The sequence below is a fragment of the Campylobacter concisus genome, assembly GCF_902460665.1.
In the GTDB taxonomy this organism is placed as follows: Bacteria; Campylobacterota; Campylobacteria; order Campylobacterales; family Campylobacteraceae; genus Campylobacter_A; species Campylobacter_A concisus_AL.
Map to the genome: position 1 here is coordinate 108,509 of NZ_CABPUR010000003.1, position 22,925 is coordinate 131,433.

General features: G+C 36.9%; 19 protein-coding genes and 1 tRNA gene. 7 read left to right on the forward strand and 13 right to left on the reverse strand.

Annotation, left to right across the window (positions count from 1 at the left end; genetic code table 11):
* The first annotated feature begins 13 nt into the window (after positions 1-13).
* Genes F3G66_RS07440 through F3G66_RS07455 form a run of 4 tightly spaced genes read left to right on the forward strand, consistent with a single transcriptional unit; the run spans position 14 to position 2,632 of the window.
* Positions 14-259, forward strand: a complete 246-nt coding sequence (locus F3G66_RS07440; RefSeq protein WP_054196626.1) for an RNA-binding S4 domain-containing protein — start codon at positions 14-16, stop codon at positions 257-259.
* The gene (tsaE, locus tag F3G66_RS07445; RefSeq protein WP_149707671.1) at positions 259-657 is read left to right on the forward strand and encodes a tRNA (adenosine(37)-N6)-threonylcarbamoyltransferase complex ATPase subunit type 1 TsaE; all 399 of its coding nucleotides are present in this window, start codon (positions 259-261) and stop codon (positions 655-657) included. Before F3G66_RS07440 ends, tsaE begins: the two co-directional genes overlap by 1 nt.
* Positions 650-1,378, forward strand: a complete 729-nt coding sequence (gene lptB, locus F3G66_RS07450) for an LPS export ABC transporter ATP-binding protein (protein ID WP_087584490.1) — start codon at positions 650-652, stop codon at positions 1,376-1,378. The genes tsaE and lptB overlap by 8 nt, the downstream gene beginning before the upstream one ends.
* 3 nt (positions 1,379-1,381) lie before the next feature.
* Positions 1,382-2,632, forward strand: coding sequence for an RNA polymerase factor sigma-54 (locus F3G66_RS07455; protein WP_223154240.1), 1,251 nt, complete (start codon positions 1,382-1,384; stop codon positions 2,630-2,632).
* Here the strand turns inward: F3G66_RS07455 and F3G66_RS07460 are convergent, their stop codons facing one another.
* Genes F3G66_RS07460 through F3G66_RS07470 form a run of 3 tightly spaced genes read right to left on the reverse strand, consistent with a single transcriptional unit; the run spans position 2,633 to position 4,481 of the window.
* Entirely contained in the window at positions 2,633-3,376 is a 744-nt protein-coding gene (locus F3G66_RS07460) for a hypothetical protein (RefSeq protein WP_149707673.1), read from the reverse strand.
* Between the two features lie 38 nt (positions 3,377-3,414).
* Positions 3,415-4,245 carry an adenylosuccinate lyase gene (locus F3G66_RS07465; RefSeq protein ID WP_103559273.1) on the reverse strand — a complete coding sequence of 277 codons (831 nt, stop codon included), beginning with the start codon at positions 4,243-4,245 and terminating at the stop codon, positions 3,415-3,417.
* Between the two features lie 50 nt (positions 4,246-4,295).
* Positions 4,296-4,481 carry a hypothetical protein gene (locus F3G66_RS07470; protein ID WP_107686353.1) on the reverse strand — a complete coding sequence of 62 codons (186 nt, stop codon included), beginning with the start codon at positions 4,479-4,481 and terminating at the stop codon, positions 4,296-4,298.
* A 110-nt stretch (positions 4,482-4,591) separates the two neighbouring features.
* Here F3G66_RS07470 and F3G66_RS07475 point away from each other — a divergent pair.
* Both F3G66_RS07475 and F3G66_RS07480 read left to right on the forward strand, forming a co-directional pair.
* Positions 4,592-4,668, forward strand: a tRNA-Arg gene (locus F3G66_RS07475).
* A gap of 70 nt (positions 4,669-4,738) precedes the next feature.
* Complete coding sequence (locus F3G66_RS07480) at positions 4,739-5,473, forward strand: hypothetical protein (RefSeq protein ID WP_021091403.1); 735 nt, start codon at positions 4,739-4,741, stop codon at positions 5,471-5,473.
* Here the strand turns inward: F3G66_RS07480 and murG are convergent.
* Both murG and F3G66_RS07490 read right to left on the reverse strand, forming a co-directional pair.
* A complete protein-coding gene (gene murG, locus F3G66_RS07485) occupies positions 5,465-6,487 on the reverse strand; it encodes an undecaprenyldiphospho-muramoylpentapeptide beta-N-acetylglucosaminyltransferase (protein WP_149707674.1) in 1,023 nt (340 codons plus the stop codon). The genes F3G66_RS07480 and murG overlap by 9 nt on opposite strands.
* On the reverse strand, positions 6,484-7,644 hold the full coding sequence (locus tag F3G66_RS07490; protein ID WP_149707675.1) for an FtsW/RodA/SpoVE family cell cycle protein: 1,161 nt from the start codon (positions 7,642-7,644) through the stop codon (positions 6,484-6,486). The genes murG and F3G66_RS07490 overlap by 4 nt, the downstream gene beginning before the upstream one ends.
* A gap of 92 nt (positions 7,645-7,736) precedes the next feature.
* Here F3G66_RS07490 and murI point away from each other — a divergent pair, with 92 nt between their 5' ends.
* On the forward strand, positions 7,737-8,525 hold the full coding sequence (gene murI / locus F3G66_RS07495; RefSeq protein ID WP_149707676.1) for a glutamate racemase: 789 nt from the start codon (positions 7,737-7,739) through the stop codon (positions 8,523-8,525).
* A 72-nt stretch (positions 8,526-8,597) separates the two neighbouring features.
* On the opposite strand, the gene F3G66_RS07500 is transcribed toward murI, so the two are convergent.
* From F3G66_RS07500 to pbpC, 8 genes are all read right to left on the reverse strand, one after another.
* Positions 8,598-9,188 (reverse strand): DedA family protein, encoded by a 591-nt coding sequence (locus F3G66_RS07500; RefSeq protein ID WP_149707677.1) that lies wholly within the window; start codon positions 9,186-9,188, stop codon positions 8,598-8,600.
* 136 nt (positions 9,189-9,324) lie between these two features.
* Complete coding sequence (locus F3G66_RS07505; RefSeq protein WP_087585897.1) at positions 9,325-10,104, reverse strand: MetQ/NlpA family ABC transporter substrate-binding protein; 780 nt, start codon at positions 10,102-10,104, stop codon at positions 9,325-9,327.
* Between the two features lie 75 nt (positions 10,105-10,179).
* Positions 10,180-10,962 (reverse strand): MetQ/NlpA family ABC transporter substrate-binding protein, encoded by a 783-nt coding sequence (locus F3G66_RS07510; protein ID WP_149707678.1) that lies wholly within the window; start codon positions 10,960-10,962, stop codon positions 10,180-10,182.
* Positions 10,963-11,221: 259 nt separating this feature from the next.
* Entirely contained in the window at positions 11,222-11,896 is a 675-nt protein-coding gene (locus tag F3G66_RS07515; RefSeq protein WP_021086223.1) for a methionine ABC transporter permease, read from the reverse strand.
* The gene (locus tag F3G66_RS07520; RefSeq protein WP_149707679.1) at positions 11,896-12,852 is read right to left on the reverse strand and encodes a methionine ABC transporter ATP-binding protein; all 957 of its coding nucleotides are present in this window, start codon (positions 12,850-12,852) and stop codon (positions 11,896-11,898) included. Before F3G66_RS07520 ends, F3G66_RS07515 begins: the two co-directional genes overlap by 1 nt.
* Positions 12,852-15,476 (reverse strand): valine--tRNA ligase, encoded by a 2,625-nt coding sequence (locus F3G66_RS07525; RefSeq protein WP_149707680.1) that lies wholly within the window; start codon positions 15,474-15,476, stop codon positions 12,852-12,854. Before F3G66_RS07525 ends, F3G66_RS07520 begins: the two co-directional genes overlap by 1 nt.
* A 120-nt stretch (positions 15,477-15,596) precedes the next feature.
* Positions 15,597-20,717, reverse strand: coding sequence for an alpha-2-macroglobulin family protein (locus F3G66_RS07530; protein WP_149707681.1), 5,121 nt, complete (start codon positions 20,715-20,717; stop codon positions 15,597-15,599).
* Between the two features lies 1 nt (position 20,718).
* Complete coding sequence (gene pbpC / locus F3G66_RS07535; protein WP_103619252.1) at positions 20,719-22,887, reverse strand: penicillin-binding protein 1C; 2,169 nt, start codon at positions 22,885-22,887, stop codon at positions 20,719-20,721.
* Between the last annotated feature and the right edge of the window lie 38 nt (positions 22,888-22,925).

A 22,925-nucleotide genomic window follows, 5' to 3' on the forward strand; every position in this document is an offset into this window, starting at 1 on the left:
TAAAATCCGCCACATGAGAGTAGATAAATTTTTAAACGTAGTAAATATCACCAAAAGGCGTGCCGTTAGCGAAGATATGTGCAAAAGCGGTGTTGTGAGCATCAACGGCGTGCAGGCAAAAGCGGCAAAAGATGTTAAGGTTGGCGATGTGGTTAGCATCAAATTTCTAACGCGCGAGGCGAGATACGAGGTGCTAGCGATCCCAACTACAAAAAGCATACCAAAAAGCGCTCAAAACGAATATGTAAAAGAGCTTTGATGGTTTTTGAGCTTTTAGAAAATGAGCTAAACCGGCTTGTACAGGTACTTCCAAAAAGTGGCGTGGTGCTACTAATTGGCGATCTAGCAAGTGGTAAAACGACGCTTGTAAAGGCGATCATCAAGGCTCATGGCATAGATGAGAGCGTGACGTCGCCTACGTTTTCTTTGATGCAAATTTATGGTAAAGATATCTACCACTACGACATTTATCAGATCGGATTTGACGGGATGGCGAAAAACGGCCTTTTTGAAAATTTGTTTGAAGAGGGGCTTCATCTAGTAGAGTGGGGCGATGAAAATTTAGAAAAAGCTCTAAAGAAAAATGGCGAGAGCTATACGTTAGTAAAAATTTCTCCTAGCAAAAACGGCAGAAAATACGAGGTTATAAGTGCATAAACTAGAAGTAAAAGATCTAAAAAAGACGATTAAAAAAACTGAGATCATAAAAGGTATATCTTTAGAGGTAAATAGTGGCGAAGTCGTGGGGCTTCTTGGGCCAAATGGCGCTGGAAAGACGACCACTTTTTATATGATCTGTGGGCTCATCTCGCCAACTAGCGGAGATGTCTTTTTAGATGATCAAAAGATCACAAGCGTCCCGCTTCATAAAAGGGCACACCTTGGCATCGGCTATTTACCGCAAGAGTCGAGCATATTTAAAGAGCTAAGTGTAGAAGAAAATTTACTTCTTGGAGCTGAAATTTTAGACCAAAACACAGAAGAGATCTCTAAAAAAGTAAATGAGATGCTAAATATGCTAAACATTGAGCCTATCCGCCTAAGAAAGGGCGTTAGCCTAAGTGGTGGCGAGCGCAGACGCTGTGAGATCGCTAGAAGCCTCATCATAAAGCCAAAATTTTTACTGCTCGATGAGCCATTTGCTGGTGTTGACCCGATCGCAGTTAGCGACATACAAAGTATCGTTAGAGACCTTAAAAAGCTAGGCATCGGCGTTTTGATAACTGACCACAACGTCCGTGAGACACTAGCCATTTGCGACAGAGCCTACGTCATCAAAGATGGCTCGCTACTAGCAAGCGGCAGTGCGAGCGAAGTAGCAAACAACAAGCTCGTTAGAACGCACTATCTTGGCGAAGAATTTAAGCTGCTTGAGTAGATGATGCTAAGGCAAAAGCAAACTTTAGCGCCAAAGATCAAACTAAACCAAACGCTACGAAGCTGGCTTCCCATACTTCAAAGCGGACTTGATGAGCTAAAAGAGACGCTTGAGCCTTTTATAAAAGAGAATCCATTTGCCACGATCGAACATAAAAATTTAGAAAAAAGCGAAAAAAAACGAAATTTTTTTGAGCAGGTTAGTAGAAATTCTGTTAGTGAGAGCATCGAGGCTTTAAGCATCTACAAAGAAAGCCTCTATGAAAAGCTAATTAGTCAAATCAATCCGCCACTTTTCCCCACGCAAAAGTCACAAGATATCGCATATAAGATCATCGAGTGCTTAGACGATGAGGGCTATTTTTCTTATGATGATGAAATTTTTGCGGGCTTTAATGAGGGCGAAGTAGAGCGGGTTAGAGCGAGATTTGCTTACCTTGAGCCTTGTGGCGTTGGTGCAAAAGATGTCAAAGAGAGTTTTTTATTTCAGTTAAGTGAGGCAGAGGCAAGCGATGAGATCATAGAGTGCGCAAAAAAGATCATCTTAAATTTTGAAAACATAGAAAAGCTTAGAAAGCTTAAATTTTACGATGACGCGCTAAAGATCATAAAGAAATTTAAAAATCCCCCGGCCATTGAGTATTTTGAAGATGAAAAAGAGGCAGTGCCTGACATCTTCGTGCTAAGCACAAGTAGTGGCATTAGCGTGCAGATAAATGACGAGTACTATCCTGAAATTTCGATCGACACCGAGGGATTAGACGAGAAAGAGACCTTTGTAAGCTCACGCATAAAAGAGGCAAGCGAGCTCATAGATGCCCTTGAAATGAGAAAATCAACGCTTTATAAAATAGGGCTTATGATAGTTGAGTATCAGTACGACTACTTCTTGGGCGGCGATATAAAGCCTATGAAGCTAAAAGACATAGCAGACGAGCTTGGGCGCAACCCATCAACCATATCAAGAGCGATCGCAAACAAATATCTAAGCTGTTCAAGAGGCACGGTCGCACTTAAAAATTTCTTTTCAACTGGCTTTGACGAGGAGACTTCAAACGCTGCAATAAAGGAATTTTTACTAGAGCTCATTAAAGACGAAGACCACAAAAAGCCACTTTCTGACCTAAAAATTCAAGAGCTAATCCAAGCTAAATTTAACATCCAAATCGTTCGCCGAACCATCACAAAATACCGCAAAATCCTAAATATCGGCAGCTCAAGCCAACGAAAAAAGATCTATCAGATAAACGGTTAGCTACCACTCATTTATGGCAAAAAGCGTGGCTTTGCGCATCTGCGTAAAAAGCTCACCGCTAAGCTCATCATACTCTTTAGCGCGTTTTTTATGCTGCGCCAAGCCTGCCGCGTCATCGTTCCAAGAGCCCATGCCACCAAAGACATCAGCCGCACTTGCCGCAGTAAAAAGGGCTAAATTTGGCTTTGGCATAAGTGGCGCATTAAATATCTTTTGATCATCATTGTTTGAAGATCCAAGTGATTTTAAAGCCCTGCGAAAACACTCACCAAAATTCTCACATTCTATCTCATCTGCAAAGGCCGCTATCTTGGTAAGTGTGTCCACAAAAGCCTCTGTGTTGTCGCTAAAATTTTCTAAATTTACATCTTTTTCAAGACCAAATTCTTTATATATTATGTCCCAGCCTCTTTGATCTTTGTTGTATTTCCAGTAGGGTACGAAGCAGCTCATGTGCTCTTTAAAAATGCAGATGATCGATTTTGCGGTAGAGTTTGAAAAGCTAAGCAATAAACGTTCATCTGATGAGCCAGTTAAATTTGTAGTAAGTCTTACATCGCTTAATCCAAGCTTTAATGCATGCTCAAACCACTCATTTACGCCATTTGCTCTATGATCTGAGAGAAAGTGAAAATTTATACTATTTTCGTAGCTAGTGCCATTATACAGGATAGGAGAATTTGACTTTATAGCCTGCTTTGCGGCAACAATAATAGCGCAAATATTAAACATTTCACCATTCATTTTTGCTCTCTTTAATAGCCCTTGTGGCAAGCTGTACTCTAGCCAACCATCACAAAATTTTCTTGATTTTTAAAGTATGGTTTTAGGCTCTCATAAGCAGATTGAATATTTTTAAATTTCTTTGCGTATTCTTCTTGTATGAGAGGATTTTTGTTGGCGTGCCTATCTGGGTGATAGATATTTACGAGTGAAAGATAGCTTTGTCTGATAGTTTCAAAGTCATCATCTTTTTTGCAACCCAAAATCCCAAAATTTTCCTCAAGCAAATTTGCAAGCACAGAAAATCTGCTTACAAATTTAGATGAGCTTTTTATTTTTATACCTTGTTTAAAGGCTTTGTAGTCTTTTTCATCATAGATAAAATTTACGCTAAATTTTGGATAGCTTCTTTTGTAGAGTAGTTTGTTTAATGTGTTTATGTCGTTGTCGTTTGAGATGGTGATGTTTAAAAAATCATCATTTTTGCTAAAAGTAACATTGCTTTTTACTAGACTCTCGCTGATGTAGCTAGCAAAATCTCTGCAAAGTGCATCTTTTAGCTCAAATTTGACTTCATTTTTTACAAAATTTACGTTTAGGCTAATGACTGGAGTTAGGGTATTTTTTTGAACAAAGCCAAGCTTTATGGTTTTATAGTTTGCAAAACGAATATCAAGCTTATCATCGCTTTGCTTTTCATAAAGTTTTTTTATAAATTTTAAAAAGCACTTGCGTTGTGGGATCTCGCTCTCTTCATAAAACGAAATAACCTTATTTTTATTAGATAAAATTTTTGTAAAATTTCTGCTTATCATATCTCTAAGCTCACGAAACAAAGCGTCATTATCAGTTAAAATGCTTAGAGATTCTAATGTTTGCGTAACTTTCATTGCCTACTCCACATAAAATATTACATGTTTTAGCAATAAGCATTCCAAATTTATATTTTTCTTATATCTTGGCCTTTAATGTAATCTGCAAATTCGTTTTTTAGCTTATTTTCTTTATATGAGATCGCCTCTTCTTTTGTATGAGAAACGGCTTCTTTTTGAGTTTTTTTGATCTCACCTTGCTCTTTAGTAAGTTCTTTTTTTATCTCTTTTAAACTATCGAAAAAATCATTCATCTTTGCTCCTTTTATTTTTATTGGATTTTACTAAAACAGTTATAAAATTAAAATGAATACAATTTTTCTTTAAGGAAAGTTTGGCTAATATCTCGATTCAACTTTCTTGTGCGCTCGTAGCTCAGCTGGATAGAGCATTTGATTGCGGTTCAAAAGGTCAGAGATTCGAATTCTCTCGGGCGCACCATCTTTTTAATTCTTAATGACAAACTTCATGATTTTTATAGTAAAATAAGCAAAAAATTAAAAGAGAAAAAATGGATTTTCAAAATATTCAAAAACAAATTTCGGTACTAAAAGAAAGTTTGACAGCATTAGAACAAAATAGTGAGCACGAGATAGGCTTGGCAGTTGGGGTTGTTGAGTTTAATAAAAATGCTGATGAACTTAAAAAAAAGCTTACAAATTTAAAAGGTGAAAGCGATTTTTTTAAAAGTGTCTTCAACACAGAGGATTATTATGAAAATATTAGTACTTATTTGGAGCAGATAAAGAGAAGCTTAAATTATAAAATTGAGAAAAACGGTGTGAGCTTTAAGGCAAATGAAAATTTACAAGAAAGCTATGTCGCCATTTTAAATATAATAGAAATTTTGGTAGCAGAGTATCAAATACAAAACAAAAATAAAGCGAAAAATCTCTTTTCTAGGACAACAGATACTACTCAAATAAAATCACTACTTGCGGAGCTAAATACTCTACAAGAGCGTATACATAATGTTTTGCATATTCATTCTAGGATAGTTTCAAATGTTATTTTGCAAAATTTTAAGATAATTTATACGTTCTTTTATAATTGTATTAAGGCAGCGAAACAACGCAAAGATGAACTTTTACTGGTGGAGATCGCGGGTATAACTGATAAGATAATAACTATGATAAAACCGGTCTTTAGTGCAAAAATTTTAAACACAAATGAGCTTATTTATCACTACTTAATCTTTGAGCTAAAAGAACTAAAAGCTTGTGCGATAGGCGAGGAGCTAGTTTAAAATTTTATCAATTATCTCTTTTGCTCCATTTGGCAAAAGGATCTCTTTTAGAGCTTTACTGCTTTTGTTTAGATCAAAATTTTCTATCATTCTTATAACTTCGTCTTTGTTTAAAATTTCTCCATTTTGCAAGCAAATTTCAGCAATGCCTTTATCTTTTAAAAATTTAGCGTTATAAAACTGGTGATTACCAGCGGCATAAGGAAATGGCACAAAGATAGATGGAAGGGCGTTTGCACAAAGCTCCCAAAGCGAGCTAGCTCCTGCTCTTGATATGGCAAGGTCAGCCTTGCTCATCTTTTTTTCTATCTCTTTACTAAATTCAAAAATTTCTAGATTTGTGCTATCAAAGCCAAGTTTATCATATCTTTTTTTAAGTTCATCAAAGCCATTTTTACCACATTGATGAATTATGTTTATGCCTTTTTCTTTAAGATATGGAGCTAAATTTATAGCTAGTTCATTTATCGCTTTTGCGCCTTGCGAGCCGCCCAAAAACAAAATAGTCTTTAGCTCCTCTCTCATTCTTGCACTATCGAAAAATTTCTTTGCCACAGGGTAAGGGTAGGGCGAAGCTTCATCATAAGAGCTAAAAAAGCCTTTCGCGTAGGGCTTTAAAATTTTATTTAATTTGCCCATTACAGCATTTTGTTCATGGATAAAAAGTGGCACTTTTGAGATAATGGCAGCAATGGCTGCTGGAGCTGCTGAATAGCCACCAACGCTAATGACTGCCTTAACGTCATTTTGCTTAAAAATTTTTCTACATTTTAGAGCAAGATTTACGATATTTGTTAGTGATTTTAGCTTAGCAAAGCCTCTTTTATTTACCACGCCACTACTTGGTAAGAAAAATTTTTGTAAAAATTTCTCGTCATTTTCAAACCAAAATTTATCTTGACCGCTAGTTGAACCAATAAAAATGGGCTTAATATTTCGTCTATTTAGCTCTTCGCAAAAGCTTCTTGCGATCGCTAAATGCCCACCGGTACCACCGCCACAAATAACAATCATAATTTTGCCCTTTTACTAACCATCAAAACCATACCGATACCGATACAAATCGCAAGCACAGAGCTACCGCCGTAACTAAGAAATGGCACAGCAATACCTTTGATAGGCGTGATCGATGTGATGCCATAGCTATTCATTAAAAATGAAAACGATAAGATAAGCCCGACACCAAGCGTAAATAGATGATATACCTTATTTTCGCTTCTAGCTGAAATTCTAAAAATTCTATAAAGTAGCGTTATAAATATAGCTACGATACACAAAATACCAAATACACCGACCTCTTCAGCGATACCAGCTAGCACAAAGTCAGTATGGACCTCACTTAAAAAGCCGAGCTTAAAGATACCAGCGCCAAGCCCTTCGCCAAAAAATTCGCCATGCTTTATAGCGTTTAATGAGTGAGAAATTTGATATGGCTCTGTCGCATCAGCCACTCTTAATACATCTGCAACGCTGTCAGGCAAGAAAGAAAGCACCATATTTTGTATCGTGCCCCACCATGATTTTATACGTAAAATTCTATGCTCAGAGCTGATTATCGCTACTGTCATAACAAAAGCGGCTCCTAAGATACCGATGCTAAAAAGTCTCGCGCTTGCTCCTGCAAAAAGTGCCATCGTCACAAATGTAAGTGCTAGCACGACCACTTGACCAAGGTCATTTTGCATAACAGCAATAAGAAAGATAGCAACACCAAAAAGAATAATATAAGGCATAAGTATCTTAATCTCATCTAGCAAGGTCCTTTTGCCCTCACTAAATTTTCTAGTAAAACTCCAAGCCAAGAAGTAGACAAAACCGATTTTAAAAAACTCAACTGGAGCTAGTGAAAAGCCAGGTAGTCTGATCCAACGCCTGGCACCACCAGCGTCAGTCACCATTGAAGATGGCAATGCATGCATTAGCCCCATGGCGATACCGCAAGATATAAGAAGGCCAAACCCTATCCAAACAAGCGTCTTTTCAGGATTGAGCCTAGAGAGCCACCACATAATGAAAATTCCGATACAACCAACAATAAACTGGCGGATAAAAAAGTGAAATTCGTCGTAATTAAAAAATAAAACCGTAAAAACTGGCAAAGATAGTGAAAAAATAATGCTTATAGCGATCAAAGTCGAACAAAGATAGAAAATGATCTTATCAACTGCCAAAATTTAACTCCAAGTTTAAAAAGTGCCAAAGTATAATAAAAAACGGCTTACAAAGATATTATTTGCTATAATTGCAGGCTTTAAGGAAGGGCATGAAAATAGGTATATTTGACTCAGGACTTGGCGGACTGAGCGTCTTAAACGAAGCTTTATGCAAGCTTAGAGAGCATGAATTTTTATATTACGCAGACATTAAAAATGTCCCGTATGGACAAAAGAGCAGAGATGAGATTTTAAAATTTAGTTTTGATGCGGTGAAATTTCTCATAGAAAATGGCGCAAAAGCTGTCTTAGTAGCTTGTAATACGGCAACAAGCGTAGCGATAAAAGAGCTTAGAGCAAATTTAAGTATACCTATAATCGGCATGGAACCAGCTGTAAAAAAGGCTCATGACTTAAGCCATAATGATACCTTAAAAACGCTTGTCATAGCCACTCCGGTCACCGTAAATGGCGCAAAACTAAAAGAGCTGATCGCAAATTTACACGCAAAAGATAAGACTGAGCTGCTCGCTCTACCACGCCTTGTAAATTTTGCTGAAAATGGGGAATTTAACACCGAGAATGTGAAATCATATCTAAAAGAAGAGTTAGACAAATTCGATCTAAGCAAATTTAGTTTTTTAGTGCTTGGCTGCACGCACTTTAACTATTTTAAAGATAGCCTAAGAGAAATTTTGCCGTCAAATATAAGCATAATTGATGGCAACGAAGGGACAATAAACCGCCTTATAAGCGAGCTTGGGCTTACAATTTCAAATGCAAATTTAACTTCAAATGTGAAATTTTTCTACTCTGGTGCCGAGGTGTACGAGCAAAGCGAACTAGAAAAAATTTCAAGAAATTTAGCTAGATTAGAGAAGATGAGGGCGATCTGCTAGGTTAAATCTAACTAAATACCACAAATAAAAATTTTATAAAATACACTAAATTTTACATACTTTTATATGTATTTAGGCTTTTCTCTGCTTTATTATATAGACAACGCTTATTACTGCAACAACAGCCAAAAGAGCGATCGTGATTATTAAAAGTGTCTGTTTATCAGGATTTGAACCTAGAAAATAGCCAACTCCAAGCAAAACAGCACACCAAATCCCAGCTCCAAGTGTGGTAAATAGGCAAAATCTAAAAATGTTCATCTTAGCAAGTCCGGCTGGTAGGCTGATGTATTGACGAATGCCAGGAATCAGACGTGAGTTAAATGTAGAAATTTCGCCGTGTTTATTGAAAAATGCCTCAAATTTATCCATTTTTTCGTGAGTAATTCCCACAAATTTGCCGTATTTTAAAACTATCTCACGTCCAAAAAAGTAGCAAAGATAATAGTTAAAAATAGCTCCAAGTAAGCTACCAAGCGTACCTGTAAGAAAGGCCAAAAATAAACTCATTTCACCTTTATGTGCCAAATAGCCAGCAGGTATCATTGCGACCTCACTTGGAAATGGGAAAAATGAGCTTTCTAAAAACATCATGATAAATATGCCAGCATAACCCCAGCTACTTACGCTCGCAACTATAAAATCAATAACATCATGTAGCATTTAAATTCCTGAAAAATTTTAAAGTGAGCCATTTTAGCAAAGCATAGCTTAAGCTTTTTGACAAAAATAAAGAGAGTTTGTAGCTTATAAAACAAAATGAAATTAGAAATAAAATAGGGCGAAAGCTCGCCCCATTTTAAAATGCAGGTATAACTTCGCCTTTATAGCGAGTAATGATGAAATTTTTAGTATCAGGGCTAAGTACCGCATCAACTAAAGCTTTGATTTTAGGGTTATTTTCGTTGCCAGCCTTTGTGACGATGATGTTAGCATAAGGACTGTTGGCGTCTTCAAGCAAAAGTGCGTCTTTTGCCACGCTCATACCAAGATCAAGGACGAAATTTGTGCTAATAGCAGCGATATCGACATCATCAAGCGTTCTTGGTATCTGAGCACCCTCAAGCTCTACAAACTGTAAATTTTTAGAATTTTTAGTTATGTCATTTATGGTTGCAACTTTTACGTTTTTATCGATCTCAATAAGACCAGCTTTTTCTAAAATTCTAAGTGCTCTATTGCCATTTGATGGATCGTAAGCGATCGCAACTTTTGCACCATCTTTTAACTCTTTTATGTTTTTTATCTTTTTAGAGTAAAAGCCAAGTGGCTCGACGTGCACGTTTGCAACACTTACAAGATGCAAGCCTCTAGCCTTGTTTTGCTCCTCAAGATATGGCAAATGCTGAAAGAAATTTGCGTCCAAACTGCCATCTTCTGTTGCGACATTTGGGATAGAGTAGTCTGAAATTTCAGAGATAACAAGGTCGTAGCCTTTATCTTTTAGTTTTGGCTTTACAAATTCTAAAATTTCAGCGTGTGGTACTGGTGAAACGCCAACTACAATAGTGTGGTCCTTGTCGGCTGCGTGAAGGCTTAGAGCAACTAAAGATGCGGTTAAAAGTTTGATAAATTTCATTGTTTTTCCTTTTTTATTTGGTTTAAGCGACGCTAAAAAGGTAAAAGCTTTTACGTCGCTTATTTAAAATTTTAATTAAAATGCTGGAAGAATCGCGCCGTTGTATTTGATCTCGATAAATTTCTTAACTTCTGATGAGTTTATAGCCTTATCAAGAGCCTTTATTTTAGGGCTATTTTCGTTGCCAGACTTTACTACAACATAGTTTACATACGGGCTATTTTTGCTTTCAAGCACAAGTGCGTCTTTTACCGGATTAAGATTGGCATTTAAAGCGTAGTTTGTGTTAATAACTGCGATAGTAACATCATCAAGCGTTCTTGGTACTTGAGCAGTCTCTATCTCTTCAAATTTAAGCTTTTTAGGGTTATCAACTATATCAAGCGGAGTTTTTAGTGGATTATCGTTTAGCTTAATAAGTCCAGCATTTGCAAGAATATCTAAAGCACGGCTTTCATTTGTCGGATCATTTGGGATAGAGACCACTGCGCCATCTTTAAGCTCTTTGATATCTTTGATCTTTTTAGAGTAAACTCCCATTGGCTCAAGATGAACGCCAACTGTTTTTACAAGGTGAGTGCCTTTGTTTTTGTTAAATTCTTCAAGATATGGGATGTGCTGAAAGAAGTTTGCGTCAAGGTCGCCGTCCTCTGTCGCAAGGTTTGGCGTGGTGTAGTCGTTAAATTCTTTGATTTCAAGCGTATAGCCATCTTTTGCCAAAATAGGCTTTACAACCTCTAAAATTTCAGCATGAGGGATAGGTGTAGCACCAACGATTATTGTTTTTGATTTATCAGCTGCATTTGCACTTACACTAAGACCAAGAGCAACTAAAGAAGTGAGAAGTAGTTTTTTCATTTATTATCCTTTTTTAAAATTTGCCAAGCACCAAAAAAGGATAAATTTAAGCTAGAAGATTAAATTTCTTTTTAAGCGCTTAAGCTAGTTCTAAGCACTTAAAAAGAAATTTTGTGCTTAGAGATTAGTCTTTCGACAACGCATTTTTTAATAGGCGGCACATGTGGCACATATCTGATTTCATCTTTTATCCTTTCAGCTAAAAATTAATTCGGGCAATTTTAAGGAAAAAAGCTTAAAATCAGATAAAAACAAAGGCCTATTTTTTAGAAATTTTATATAAGTAGTTACCTAAAACTTGAAAAATTTGAACCATAATGATAAGAATAACCACGGTGTAGAGCATGATATCTGGGCGAAATCTTTGATATCCGTAGTTTATAGCGACAGATCCTAGTCCACCACCACCAACTGCTCCAGCCATCGCTGAAAAGCCGATATTTACAATAAGCGTTAGCGTAAATGCCGAGATAATGCCAGGAAGTGCCTCTACAAACATCACTCTAAAGATGATCTGAAATTTCGAGCTTCCAAAGCTTTGAGCAGCTTCGATGATACCTTTATCAACCTCTTTTAGAGCGTTTTCAATAAGCCTTGCTACGAATGGAGCTGCTCCAATAGTTAGCGGAACGATCGCAGCTGTGGTGCCAATACTCGTGCCCACGATCATTTTTGTGACTGGAAAGAGCACGATGATGAGGATGATAAACGGAAAGCTTCTAAGCACGTTTATAACGATATCAAGTACAAAATAAAGCTGTTTATTTGGCTTTAGTCCGTCTTTGTCTGAAAGTATGAGCAAAACCGCAGGTATGAGGCCTATGGCAAAGGCGAGCAGGGTAGAGACGATGCTCATATATAGTGTCTCGCCGATAGCTGGCAACAGTATCCTCGAAAACACATCTGGAAATTTAGAAAAATCAATACCAAACATCAAGCAACCTCCCATAAAACGCCACTTTGCTTGATGTAGTTAAGCACGTTTTCTTTATCTTTTTCATCTATGTTTATGACGAGCGAGCCAAGAACATTTTCGTTTAGCTTCTCAAGCTTACCCCAGACTATGTTAAAGTCGATATTTAGGCTTCTAGCCATATGCGTGATCACGCTATTTTGGGCCACTTCTTTTGGGAAAAATAGCCTGATATTTGTGCCAGTACTTGGCAGAATTTCAACTTCGCCCAAAAACTCTTTCATCTTCTCATCTGGCTTTAAAAATAGCTCTTCGATGCTTCCAGAGCCTATGATCTTGCCACCTTCAAGCAGTATTGCACGTTTTGCGATCGATTTTACAACCTCCATCTCGTGCGTGACGATGACGACGCTGATGTCTAGCTCTTTGTTTATCTTTTCAAGCAGCTCTAAAATTTGATTTGTTGTATTTGGATCAAGAGCCGAAGTTGCCTCGTCGCTTAGTAAAATTTTAGGATTTAAAGCAAGTGCTCTGGCGATCGCCACACGCTGTTTTTGTCCGCCACTTAGCTCGCTTGGATAGCTTTTTGCCTTACTTTCAAGACCGACTAAATTTAAAAGCTCTTTTACTCTTTTTTCGGTCTCATCACTTTTATAACCCCAAAATTTAAGCGGAGTAGCGACGTTTTCAAAGACATTTTTTCTAGCCATCAAAGCAAAATGCTGAAATATCATCCCAACATCTCGCCTTAAATGCCTTTGCTGCGTCTCATCTAAATTTTTTATCTCTTTATCAAAGACTTTTAGGCTGCCACCTTGATAGCTCTCTAGGCCATTTATGCATCTTAAAAGCGTTGATTTACCAGCACCGCTATGACCCACGATAGCAAAAATTTCACCCTTTTTAACCTCTAAATTTATATCAAAAAGGATCTGCGTATCACCATAAAATTTACTTAAATTTTCTATTTTTATCACTATTTTTCTCCAAGAGCTTCTAATTCTTCACATACTTTTTTAAATTTAGCCTCAGCGCTATCTAAAGCCTCTTTGTTCGTCTCTATAACTTCTTTTGGTGCGTTTGCCACGAAATTTTGGTTATTTAGCATGCCTGAGAGTTTGGCTATCTCTTTTTCAAGCTTTGTCTTTTGAGACCTTAGCCTTGTGATGATGCCGCTCATATCAAGCCCTTCAAGCGGGACAAATGCCTCTAAATTTTCGCTCACATCTCTTATTGAATTTTCTATTTTCTCATCTACAAAACCGATTTCTTCGCATTTTGCAAGCAGCTTGATATACTCTTTAACCTCGTCAAGATCGATTTTTTCATTAAATTTAACAAAGGCTTTTGCTATCTTTGAGTTGCCAAGATCGATGGTAGCTTTTGCACGACGAATCGCCACGATCGCTTCGATAACTAGCTCAAATTTCTTCTCAACATCTAAATTTCGCTCTTTTACCTCTGGGTAGCTCATCACCATTATTGATTTTGCGTTTTCAAGATGCGTGCCGCTAAGCTCTTGGAATAGATACTCTGAGAGAAACGGCATGAAAGGGTTTAACAGCTTCATCGCCTCTTTAAATATACTTCCAAGCTCTTTTACGCTCGCTTTATCAGCCTTGCTAAGCTCGATGCCCCAGTCGCAAAACTCATCCCAAAGGAATTTATAAAGTGTGTTTGCTGCGTCGTTAAAGCGGTAGGCGTCGATGTTTTCGCGCACCTCTCTCACGCACTCGTTAAAGCGGCTATTCATATAAATTCCAAGCTTTGTTTGAAGTTTGATATCCTCTAAATTTTCAAATTTACTCTCATTTAGCATGAGATATTTGCTCGCATTATAAAGCTTGTTGGTGAAATTTCTTACCTGCTTCATCTTGGCGTCGCTTAGCTTGATATCGCGTCCTTGAACGGCTAGAAGAGTTAGCGTAAAGCGCAATATATCGGCGCTATACTCATTTATACTATCAAGCGGATCGATGACGTTGCCAAGACTCTTGCTCATCTTTCTGCCAAATTCATCCTTTACAAGCGCGTGCAAATAAATGTCGTCAAACGGTAGCTTACCAAGGGCGTTTTCACCCTGAAACATCATCCTAGCAACCCAGAAAAATAATATATCAAAGCCAGTTATGAGAAGGTTGTTTGGATAAAACTCAGCAAGGTCTCCTTCAAACCATTTTTCATTTTTTAGCTCATTTTCATTGCCCCAGCCAAGCGTGCTAAATGGCCAAAGACCAGAGCTAAACCACGTATCTAACACGTCTGGGTCTTGGTGAAAATTTTTACTTTTGCACTTTTTGCACTCGCATGGCTCTTCCTCGTCAGCCCACATGTGACCGCAATCATCGCAGTAAAATACTGGAATTTGATGTCCCCACCAAAGTTGGCGTGAGATACACCAGTCTCTTAGCTCTCTCATCCACGCGTTAAAGCTGTTTATCCAGTGCGGTGGATAAAATTTAGCAAGACCCTCTGAGACCTTTTGTATCGCCTCATCTGCGATCTCTTTTTTGACAAACCACTGCTTTGAGATGTATGGCTCGACGACGTTTTTGCAGCGGTAGCAGTAACCTACTTGGTTTTCGTAGTCTTCTATCTTTTCAACATTGCCAAGTTTTTCAAGCTCGGCTACTACGATATCTCTAGCCTCAAGCCTCTCAAGTCCTGCAAATTTATCGCACTTGTCGTTTAAAATGCCTTTTTCATCAAAGACAGTGATAAACTCAAGGTTGTGCTTTTTGCCAACTTCATAGTCGTTTTGATCATGCGCAGGCGTGACCTTAACAAGGCCTGTTCCAAACTCCATATCAACGTGCTCGTCGGCGATGATCTCGATCTCTCTATTTATGATAGGTAGAACAACCTTTTTGCCGATTAAATTTTTATAGCGTTCGTCGTTTGGATTTACCATTACGGCGGTGTCACCAAAGTAAGTTTCAGGCCTAGTAGTAGCAACTACAACAAATTCGCTTGGCTTATCTGCAAAGTAGTATCTCAAATGATAAAGCTTGCCTTTATTTTCTTTGTGCTCGACCTCGATGTCAGAAAGTGCGCCATCATGCGTACACCAGTTTATCATGTAGTTTTTCTGAACTATTAATCCTTTGTCGTATAAATTTACAAAGGCTTTTTTTACAGCCTTTCTTAGGCCCTCATCCATGGTAAATCTCTGGCGAGACCAAGCTGGAGTGATGCCAAGTTTTCGCATCTGATGGACTATCATACCGCCACTTTTTTCTTTCCATTCCCACACTTTTTCTACAAATTTTTCACGTCCGAGATCTTCTTTTTTGACGCCTTGTGCTAGGAGCTGCTTTTCAACGACGTTTTGAGTAGCGATGCCGGCGTGGTCAAGTCCTGGCTGCCAAAGTGTCTTGTAGCCATCCATCCTCTTGTAACGAGTCATGATGTCTTGGAGTGTGAAGGTTAGGGCGTGTCCGATGTGAAGCGAGCCAGTCACGTTTGGAGGTGGCATCATAATGCAAAATTTACGTCCATCTTTTTGGATATCTTTGTTCGCGTCTATCTCGAAGTATCCGCGTTCTTCCCAAATTTTATAAAATTTATCTTCTATCTCTTTTGCATTGTAAAATTCTGCCACTTTTGTATCCTCTTTCGTTTAAAAAATGCTTAATGTTATCTAAAATTTGTTTAAAAAAATCTTTGCAAAAGTGGGGAAATATGGGCTTGGGGCGGTTAAACGCCCCAAAATTTATATAGCTTATTTGACAGTAAAGCTTCGCTGAGCTAGGTCGTAGTCGTTTTGTCTTTCGTTATACATATTTTCAGTAGTGACCGCACCAAGCGAGCATTTGCCGCCAAGTCTTACACGATAAGGTGTGTAAAGCACAGCCTCTCTCTTATCACTATCTAATGTATAAAAACTTAAAACGCGATCATCTTTTATGCTCTGATATTCAAGCTCAATGCTATCTTTAAGACTCTTATTAAAGCCACTTAAATTTTCATTTATTGGCTCAAAGCAGCTGCTTACGATCTCGTTTATTACACCATTTTTAACCATAGCTTTAGAATTTATCACTATTTTTGAATAGACAACATCATTTACTCTTAGGCTATTTAAATCGATCTCTTTGCCTTTTTCATCGACAAACGTTCTATAAACATCAAGCTCTTTTGGCTCTATTTTGTGCTTGATCTCAAGTGGCACATAAGCGTAGCTTAAAATAGTGGCATATAGCTTGTTTTCGCCAAGTGGCGTGATGGTAAAATTTCCATCTTTTGCTGTAAATGATACGCTTAAAAGGCCATCAAATTCTTTGCTTTCGCCATTGTAGCTAAGCTTAAATTTATTATTTTTTTCGCCAACATCTTTGCCAAAATAGGCATTTAGTGCTCTAAGGGTAAATGCGCGCTCTTGCGTTGAGCTAAGCTCATTTAAATTTGTGATCAAGAAATTTGCAAGATCATCTGAGTAGTCGTTTTTCTCAAAATATTTTGCGTGCAGATACAAGATAAATGCATTGTCTCTCATCTTTGAGCCAAAGCTAGAATAATCCCTGCTGTAATCAGCTATCTGAGCTTTTTTAATATCTTTTAGCGCCACCTTTGCTTCGTCATTTAAGCCGTTTAGCTTTAGAGCCGCTGCCATTAGATATTTATTAAGTGCAGTCGTATTGTAAGCTTTGTGGTCATAAATTTTATTTAGCACCGATTTATCAGCAACATTTGCGCGGGAGCTTACATAGATAGCATATAGAGCTTCAATATCTGTATTTGTATATTTTAAGAGCGAATTTAATACTCTTTGCTTTACATTTTTATTTAGCTCATATCCAGCCTCTTCAAGATCAAGCATCACATCAGTTGCATAGATCGAAGCAAATGCATTAGTACTACCTAGATCGCTCCAGTAGCCAAAGCTACCATCTGGTTTTTGCATCTTAATTAGCTCACTCATACCGCTTGCAATAAATCTCTTTTGATCATTTTTTTCAAGCTCATCTTTTGGCTTTAAATTTAAAAGCGCAAGCAACCTTGAGCTCCTTTGCTCCGCACATCCGTAAGGGTACTCGACTAAATTTTTAGAAGCTGCTAATAATACGCTTGAGACCGAGCTAGACGCATCTATACTAACATTATGAAAGCCTTTTGGAAGCGAGATCATGCTTTCTTTGTCAAAGACGCTACTTTTTGCATAGGTGCTAATCGTATAAGGATTAACTACATCAAGTAAATTTTGAGCTGTTTTTGAGCTATTTTTGTCGCTTATTGTTATATTGTATTCGCCAGTTCCAGCTTCAAGAGCTGAAATTTTAAATGTAAAGGTTTTATTCTCAAGCGGCTTTAAATTCGCATTTTCTTTTGTTTTGATGCTTAAATTTTTACTGCTAGCCACTTTTATGGTTAAATTTTTATCCTCATTTGTTGTGTTTATGAGCCTTAGGTTTGCATTTAGCTCATCGCCTTTTAACAGATAAACTAACGCACTTGGCTTAATAATCACACCATCTTTTACTAAAATTTCTTTATTTACCGCATTCATGCTATTTTCATTATTTGCCACGACATCTACTCTAATGGCAGAGTTAAAGCCATTTGGTGTTTTAAACTCGTATGAAATTTCACCATTATCGTCAGCTTGAAGGCTTACTAAATTTGCATATGTTTTTACCTTTTTACTATCGACCGGGCTAGCATGTTTTGCCATTTTTGCCTCCATAGCAAGTGCCGCCATATCGCCACCAAAGCTTAAAGTTTTGCCCTCGACCTTATAGTTTGTGAGCATATTATAAATGTCATAGTCAAAAACACCATCTGGTAAAATTTTGTCAAAAAATTTAAGTGGATCAGCTGGCTTTTGTGACGTTATATCAAGCACGCCAACATCTGTGATAAATAAATTCACATAAGCTTTTGGCTTTGTTTTTAGAGAAATTTTTATATTCTCATCACTTTTTGCTGTATTTGGTGCATCAAGACTTAGATCAAGTATCCTTGATGACTTATCAGCTTTAGCATAAACCTTACCGTAAGTTCTAAACGGAGTTAATCCACCATCTGTCATGCGGTAGATATTTGCACTCACGTAAAGTCCGCTAAAATCAAAATCAAGTTTAAATTTCACATTTGCTGAGTTATTTTTTATCTTAACGACCTTGTAGGCTTTCACGCCACCATCTTCAAGTGTAACAAGAGCGATACCTTCTTTTATGGCTGAGCTTATATCAGCACTTAGTTCATCGCCTTTTTTGTAGATATTTTTATTTAATTTGATTTGAGATTTGCTAAGCTCTTTTGTTGGTGCTAGAGTCGAGTAATTGTAGCCACTTACGTCCATATCAAGGCTTGTGCTTGCTCCACTTACTAGATTTGTAGCGATGATCACATATGAGCCACTTTGTGTAAATTTGTAGCTAAACTCGCCATTGTCTTTATAAAAATTCTCCACATCTTCTAGAGTTTGAAACCACTTTATATAGCCATTTGCATCTCTTTGGTATTGCCAAGTAACACGTTTTATATCAAATTTTAAATTTGATTTTACGGCCTTTTGACTTGACATATCTACCACAACCGTTCTTATTTTTACATCTTCGTTCGGCTCAGCAAATGTCGTGCTTGCTGCGATACCGACCATATCCTTGTAAGGATAGAGAGTAAAGCTTTTTGTGTCGCTTACATTTTTGCCATCATCATTTACATTGAAATTTATCACGCCTGTTATGATAGAAGAGGCATTTTTAGTGCTAAAGCTAAGATCTATCATTTGGCTTGATTTACCATCTTTTGAAAGAGTGAGATCATTTTCAAAAGATGGATAAGCACTTGGTTTTAGCGTATTATTTTTAAATTTATACTCTTTAAACTCGCTATTTTTATATTCATCATCAAAAAAGCTCACCTGCATGCTGCCATCAAGCTCGCTAGCAGCGCCACCAAAGAGATAGTTACTAGCTAGATTGGCTCTAACAAGCTCATTTGCGAAAAATTTATCTCTCTCAAGCGCTATCTCATTTTTTATCCTATTTGGTATAAAACTCTCAACAAAAAATGGCACATTTGAGATCACTTTGCTTGCGTAAATTACTTGCATATTAAATCTGCCACTAAGATCGCTTAGTATCTCTTTTTCAAAATTTACCATGCCAACGTCATTTGTATTTTTTGAAATTTCAGCACTACTTTTGCCTTGTGGATCGAAAAATTTTATCTTTATAGGCATATTTTTTAAAGGATTAAAATCTCTATCTCTTAGATAGATTGCACCCTTTAAACTCTCATTTGGTCTTATGATATTTGAAGCAAAATGAACGTACGCATCGATGCTCTCACTGGCATTTTGGCTCATAAATTTCGCTTCATTTAGCGCTTCGTCTTCTTTTAAAATAAGAAAATTTTGCTCTTTTCCAAGAGAGACAACCACTGAGGAGATATCTTTGTAAATATCTTTTTTATTGAATTTAAAAACGCCTATATCATTTGTCGCACCAACTGCGATCTCTTCGTTTTTCTTGCCATAAATTTTTACATTTGCATTTGGAAGCATTGTATTTTCGCCAAGACGATTTGCAAATACAAAAATTTCATCCTTACCAAGCTTTGCATTTACGGCGATATCACTTAGATAGACTACTTTTGAGACGCTCTTATCTTTGCCGTAGTTTAAATTTATCTTATAAACGCCGTCTCCAGCTCCGGCAAAGTCAAGTTTGATTTTATTTAGTGAAATTTCATTTAATGCGCCATCAAGCTTATAACTTTTGCTTGCCACTTTTGTGCTGAAGTTGCTTAACTCTTCGTTATTGTCATTAAAATTTAAGAAATATCTAAAATTTTGATCACTTAACTTTTCAATGCTTACATTTAGCTCAGGTAAATTTGCACTTCTGATACCGATCTCACCGACGCTTGAGATATATGGCTCATTATTTATAAAATTTGCAAATGGAGTAAAATTGCCAGCTACTACTTCATAGCTACTTTCTTCTCTTACTACATTTCTATCATCGCCAAAGCCTGGCTTAATGGTGATTTCATAACTATTTTGTGGCTTAAAATCGTCGCTTGTAATATCAATATAGTAATAATACTCGCTAAGCTCTGAGTTTTCTTCATAGTTGTCACTATATTTAACGTCACTAATGCTAAAGTTTTTTACACCTTTAATGTTTATAAATTTTTTTAAGTTAATATCGTCATCAAGCCAATTTTTTAGATAAATTCTAAAGCCCAAGATGCCATTATCAAGGCTTACTGGATAAATTTCTGGTATCTCAAGACTCTTTGCATTATCATTTATATTTGCGCTCTCTTCGCTTATTTCATCGGTAAAATTTACTATCGTTTCACCTGAAAGCGTTGCGCCAAATTTGCTCTCAAATTTTTCACCAAAATCAAAAACTGGATTGCTTAAATTTTTATCAAGATTAAGCTCAAAGCTATTGTTAGAAAGCTCAATCACTTTAAATTTCGCATCTTTTACAACAATATTTTTGATAGCTTCAATATTTACTTCATCATTAAATTTAAGTATATATTTGCTATCGCTTATTTTTTCTATCTTTGTTAACTCAAATTCTTTCGTGGCAAAACTAGCAGTGCTTCCGTTTTCAAGCTTGCAGCTATAATCCAAACCAGCATGCATATCTTTTGTAAAAAGTAGCAAGCTTTGATTATTAAATCTAACCGTACCATTTAACGCTGGTTGGCACAAAAGTAGCTTTTTATCGCTTAGCATACCAACAAAATTTTTATCGACTTTATCTTCTAGCCCAAACTCTACGCTTAGGGGCGATTTTATCTGCGCAGCGCCATTTAGGCTCAAAGCATATAAATTTGTCATTCCCAAAAGTGCTAGAAGCGCTACTTTTTGCCACATTTTATCTCCTTATTTTTATTGTTATTTCACTTTGATTTGAGTTTTGATCAAGGCATTTTATGCTGTGCTCGCCAAGAGTTAGATCAAACTTTTTTTCGCTTGCATTTTCTATCTTAGAAAAGTTCAAATCATCTATTTTTAGGTAAATTTCATCGCCTAAAAACGCGTAGCATTTTACCATAACTTGTGTAATATTTTCATCTGTCACTATCTCTTCATTGTCATACGGATAGGCAAAAACTGGCTTTTTATCTTTAAAAATTTCAGCACAAGGACTTTTTTGTATCTCATCTTTATCCAAAAGCTCATTTTTAACCAAAAAATCAAGCTCTTCACCTCTTAAACTTTCGCATTTATCTTTTAAATCTACACCCTTTATCCTATCATCAAGCGCCATTTTTTTGCACTTTTCATAGTTAAAGGCATCAAGGCAGGTTGACAGCTTTTCTATGCCATCTGGCTCACTCATAAATCTTAACTTCTCTTTTTGAGCGATTATCTTAAACATATCAAAAAGACTCTTTGATACGTCATTTAGTCCTGTTAATTTATCAGTTTTACTGGCATTAAAATTTCCAATCCAAATAGCAATTGTGTAATTTTCATCAACACCTATTGCGTAAAGATCACGTGAGTTTGCGCTTGTGCCAGTTTTAAAAGCGATCTTTGGCGTGTTTTGGGCGTACTGCCAAGCGTTTTTTAGATATGACCTTGAGGCTTCGCTTAGCATTTTAGTGGTTAAATAGGCACTTTGAGGCGAGATGAGAGTTACATTTTTCTCTTCATTTTTATAGTTCTTTCCAGCAAACTCAAGCGGCCTATAAATGCCATCATTTGCATAAATAGTATAAAGATGAGCAAGATCAAGCAGGTTCATTTCAGCACTTCCAAGCGTTATAGAGGCTCCGTAATGCTCTTTATCTTCATCTACTAAATTTACCTTTTCAAGTAGTTCGTAAAGCGAATTGTCTTTTAGTTTTAAGTTTAAATTTATAACCGGAATATTTAGGCTGAAATTTAGAGCATCTTTTGCGCTTACGATACCTAAAAAATCATTACTAAAATTCTTTGGAGCATACTCTTTTATATAAATTTGCGTGTCAATTAACTGAGAATTTGGCGTTATAAGCCCACTATCAAGCGCAAGTGAGTAGATAAAAGGCTTTAGTGTGCTACCGGTGTTTCGCTTCATATTTAGAGCTGAGTTTTTGCCATCACGTGCGTGCTCATCGTGCGAGCCTATGAAGGCAACAACGCTCATTTTTTTGTTATCGATGACCACGGCAGCAGCGTTGTTTGCATTTTTAGCCTTCAGCGAAAACATCGCATCTTTTAAAATTTTAAGCATATCTTTTTGTAAATTTAGATCCAGATTTGCCTTTGAAATTTGGTTTTTAAAAGCGACATTTGCATAATCTTCCGCGGTTACGATAGCTTTTGCTCTTACGTTTTTAAATGGCTCAGCCTGCGCTCTTTTAAATGCACTAAGATCGATTAAATTTGCCTTGTAAAGCATCTTTATGACCCTGTTTTTTAAGGCATTTATGTTTGAGACGCGGTCAAGCCTATTTTTATTTGGATTTTTAGGGATCGTGCTTAAAAGTGCGGCCTGGGCGTAGCTAAGCTCATTTAGCTCTTTACCGAAATAAAAAAAGCTAGCCGCCTTTGCTCCCTCAATATTGCCGCCGTATGGGGCTAAATTTAGATAAAAATTTAAAACTTCATCCTTGCTAAAGTGAAGCTCGAGCTGAAATGCTCTAAAAATTTCTCTTATCTTATTTTTATAGCTTCGATCACTTGGCTCAAGCATCCTGGCTACTTGCATCGTGATAGTGCTAGCGCCTATGCGGTTGTCGCTTCTTAGGTTGTGAAAAAATGCTCTAAAAATGGAGGCAAAATTTACACCAAAATGGTAGTAAAAGTATCTATCTTCAAAGAGAATGACGCATTGTTTTAGCGAGTTTGGGAAGCTTTGCTCGTGAAATCTCCAAATTCCGTCGCTACTAAGCTTCATATTTATGATCTCGCCATTTTTATCAAGCAAAATTTTGGCTTCGTCTTTTTTAAGCGCGTCTAAATTTAGTGGATAAATTTGATCAAGTATCAAAAAAATAGCAACCATTAGAGCCAAAAATAGGGCAGGGAATTTTAAAAATTTAAACTTTTTCATCCGCGTGATTATAGCTGTTAAAGTTTAAGTAGCTATAA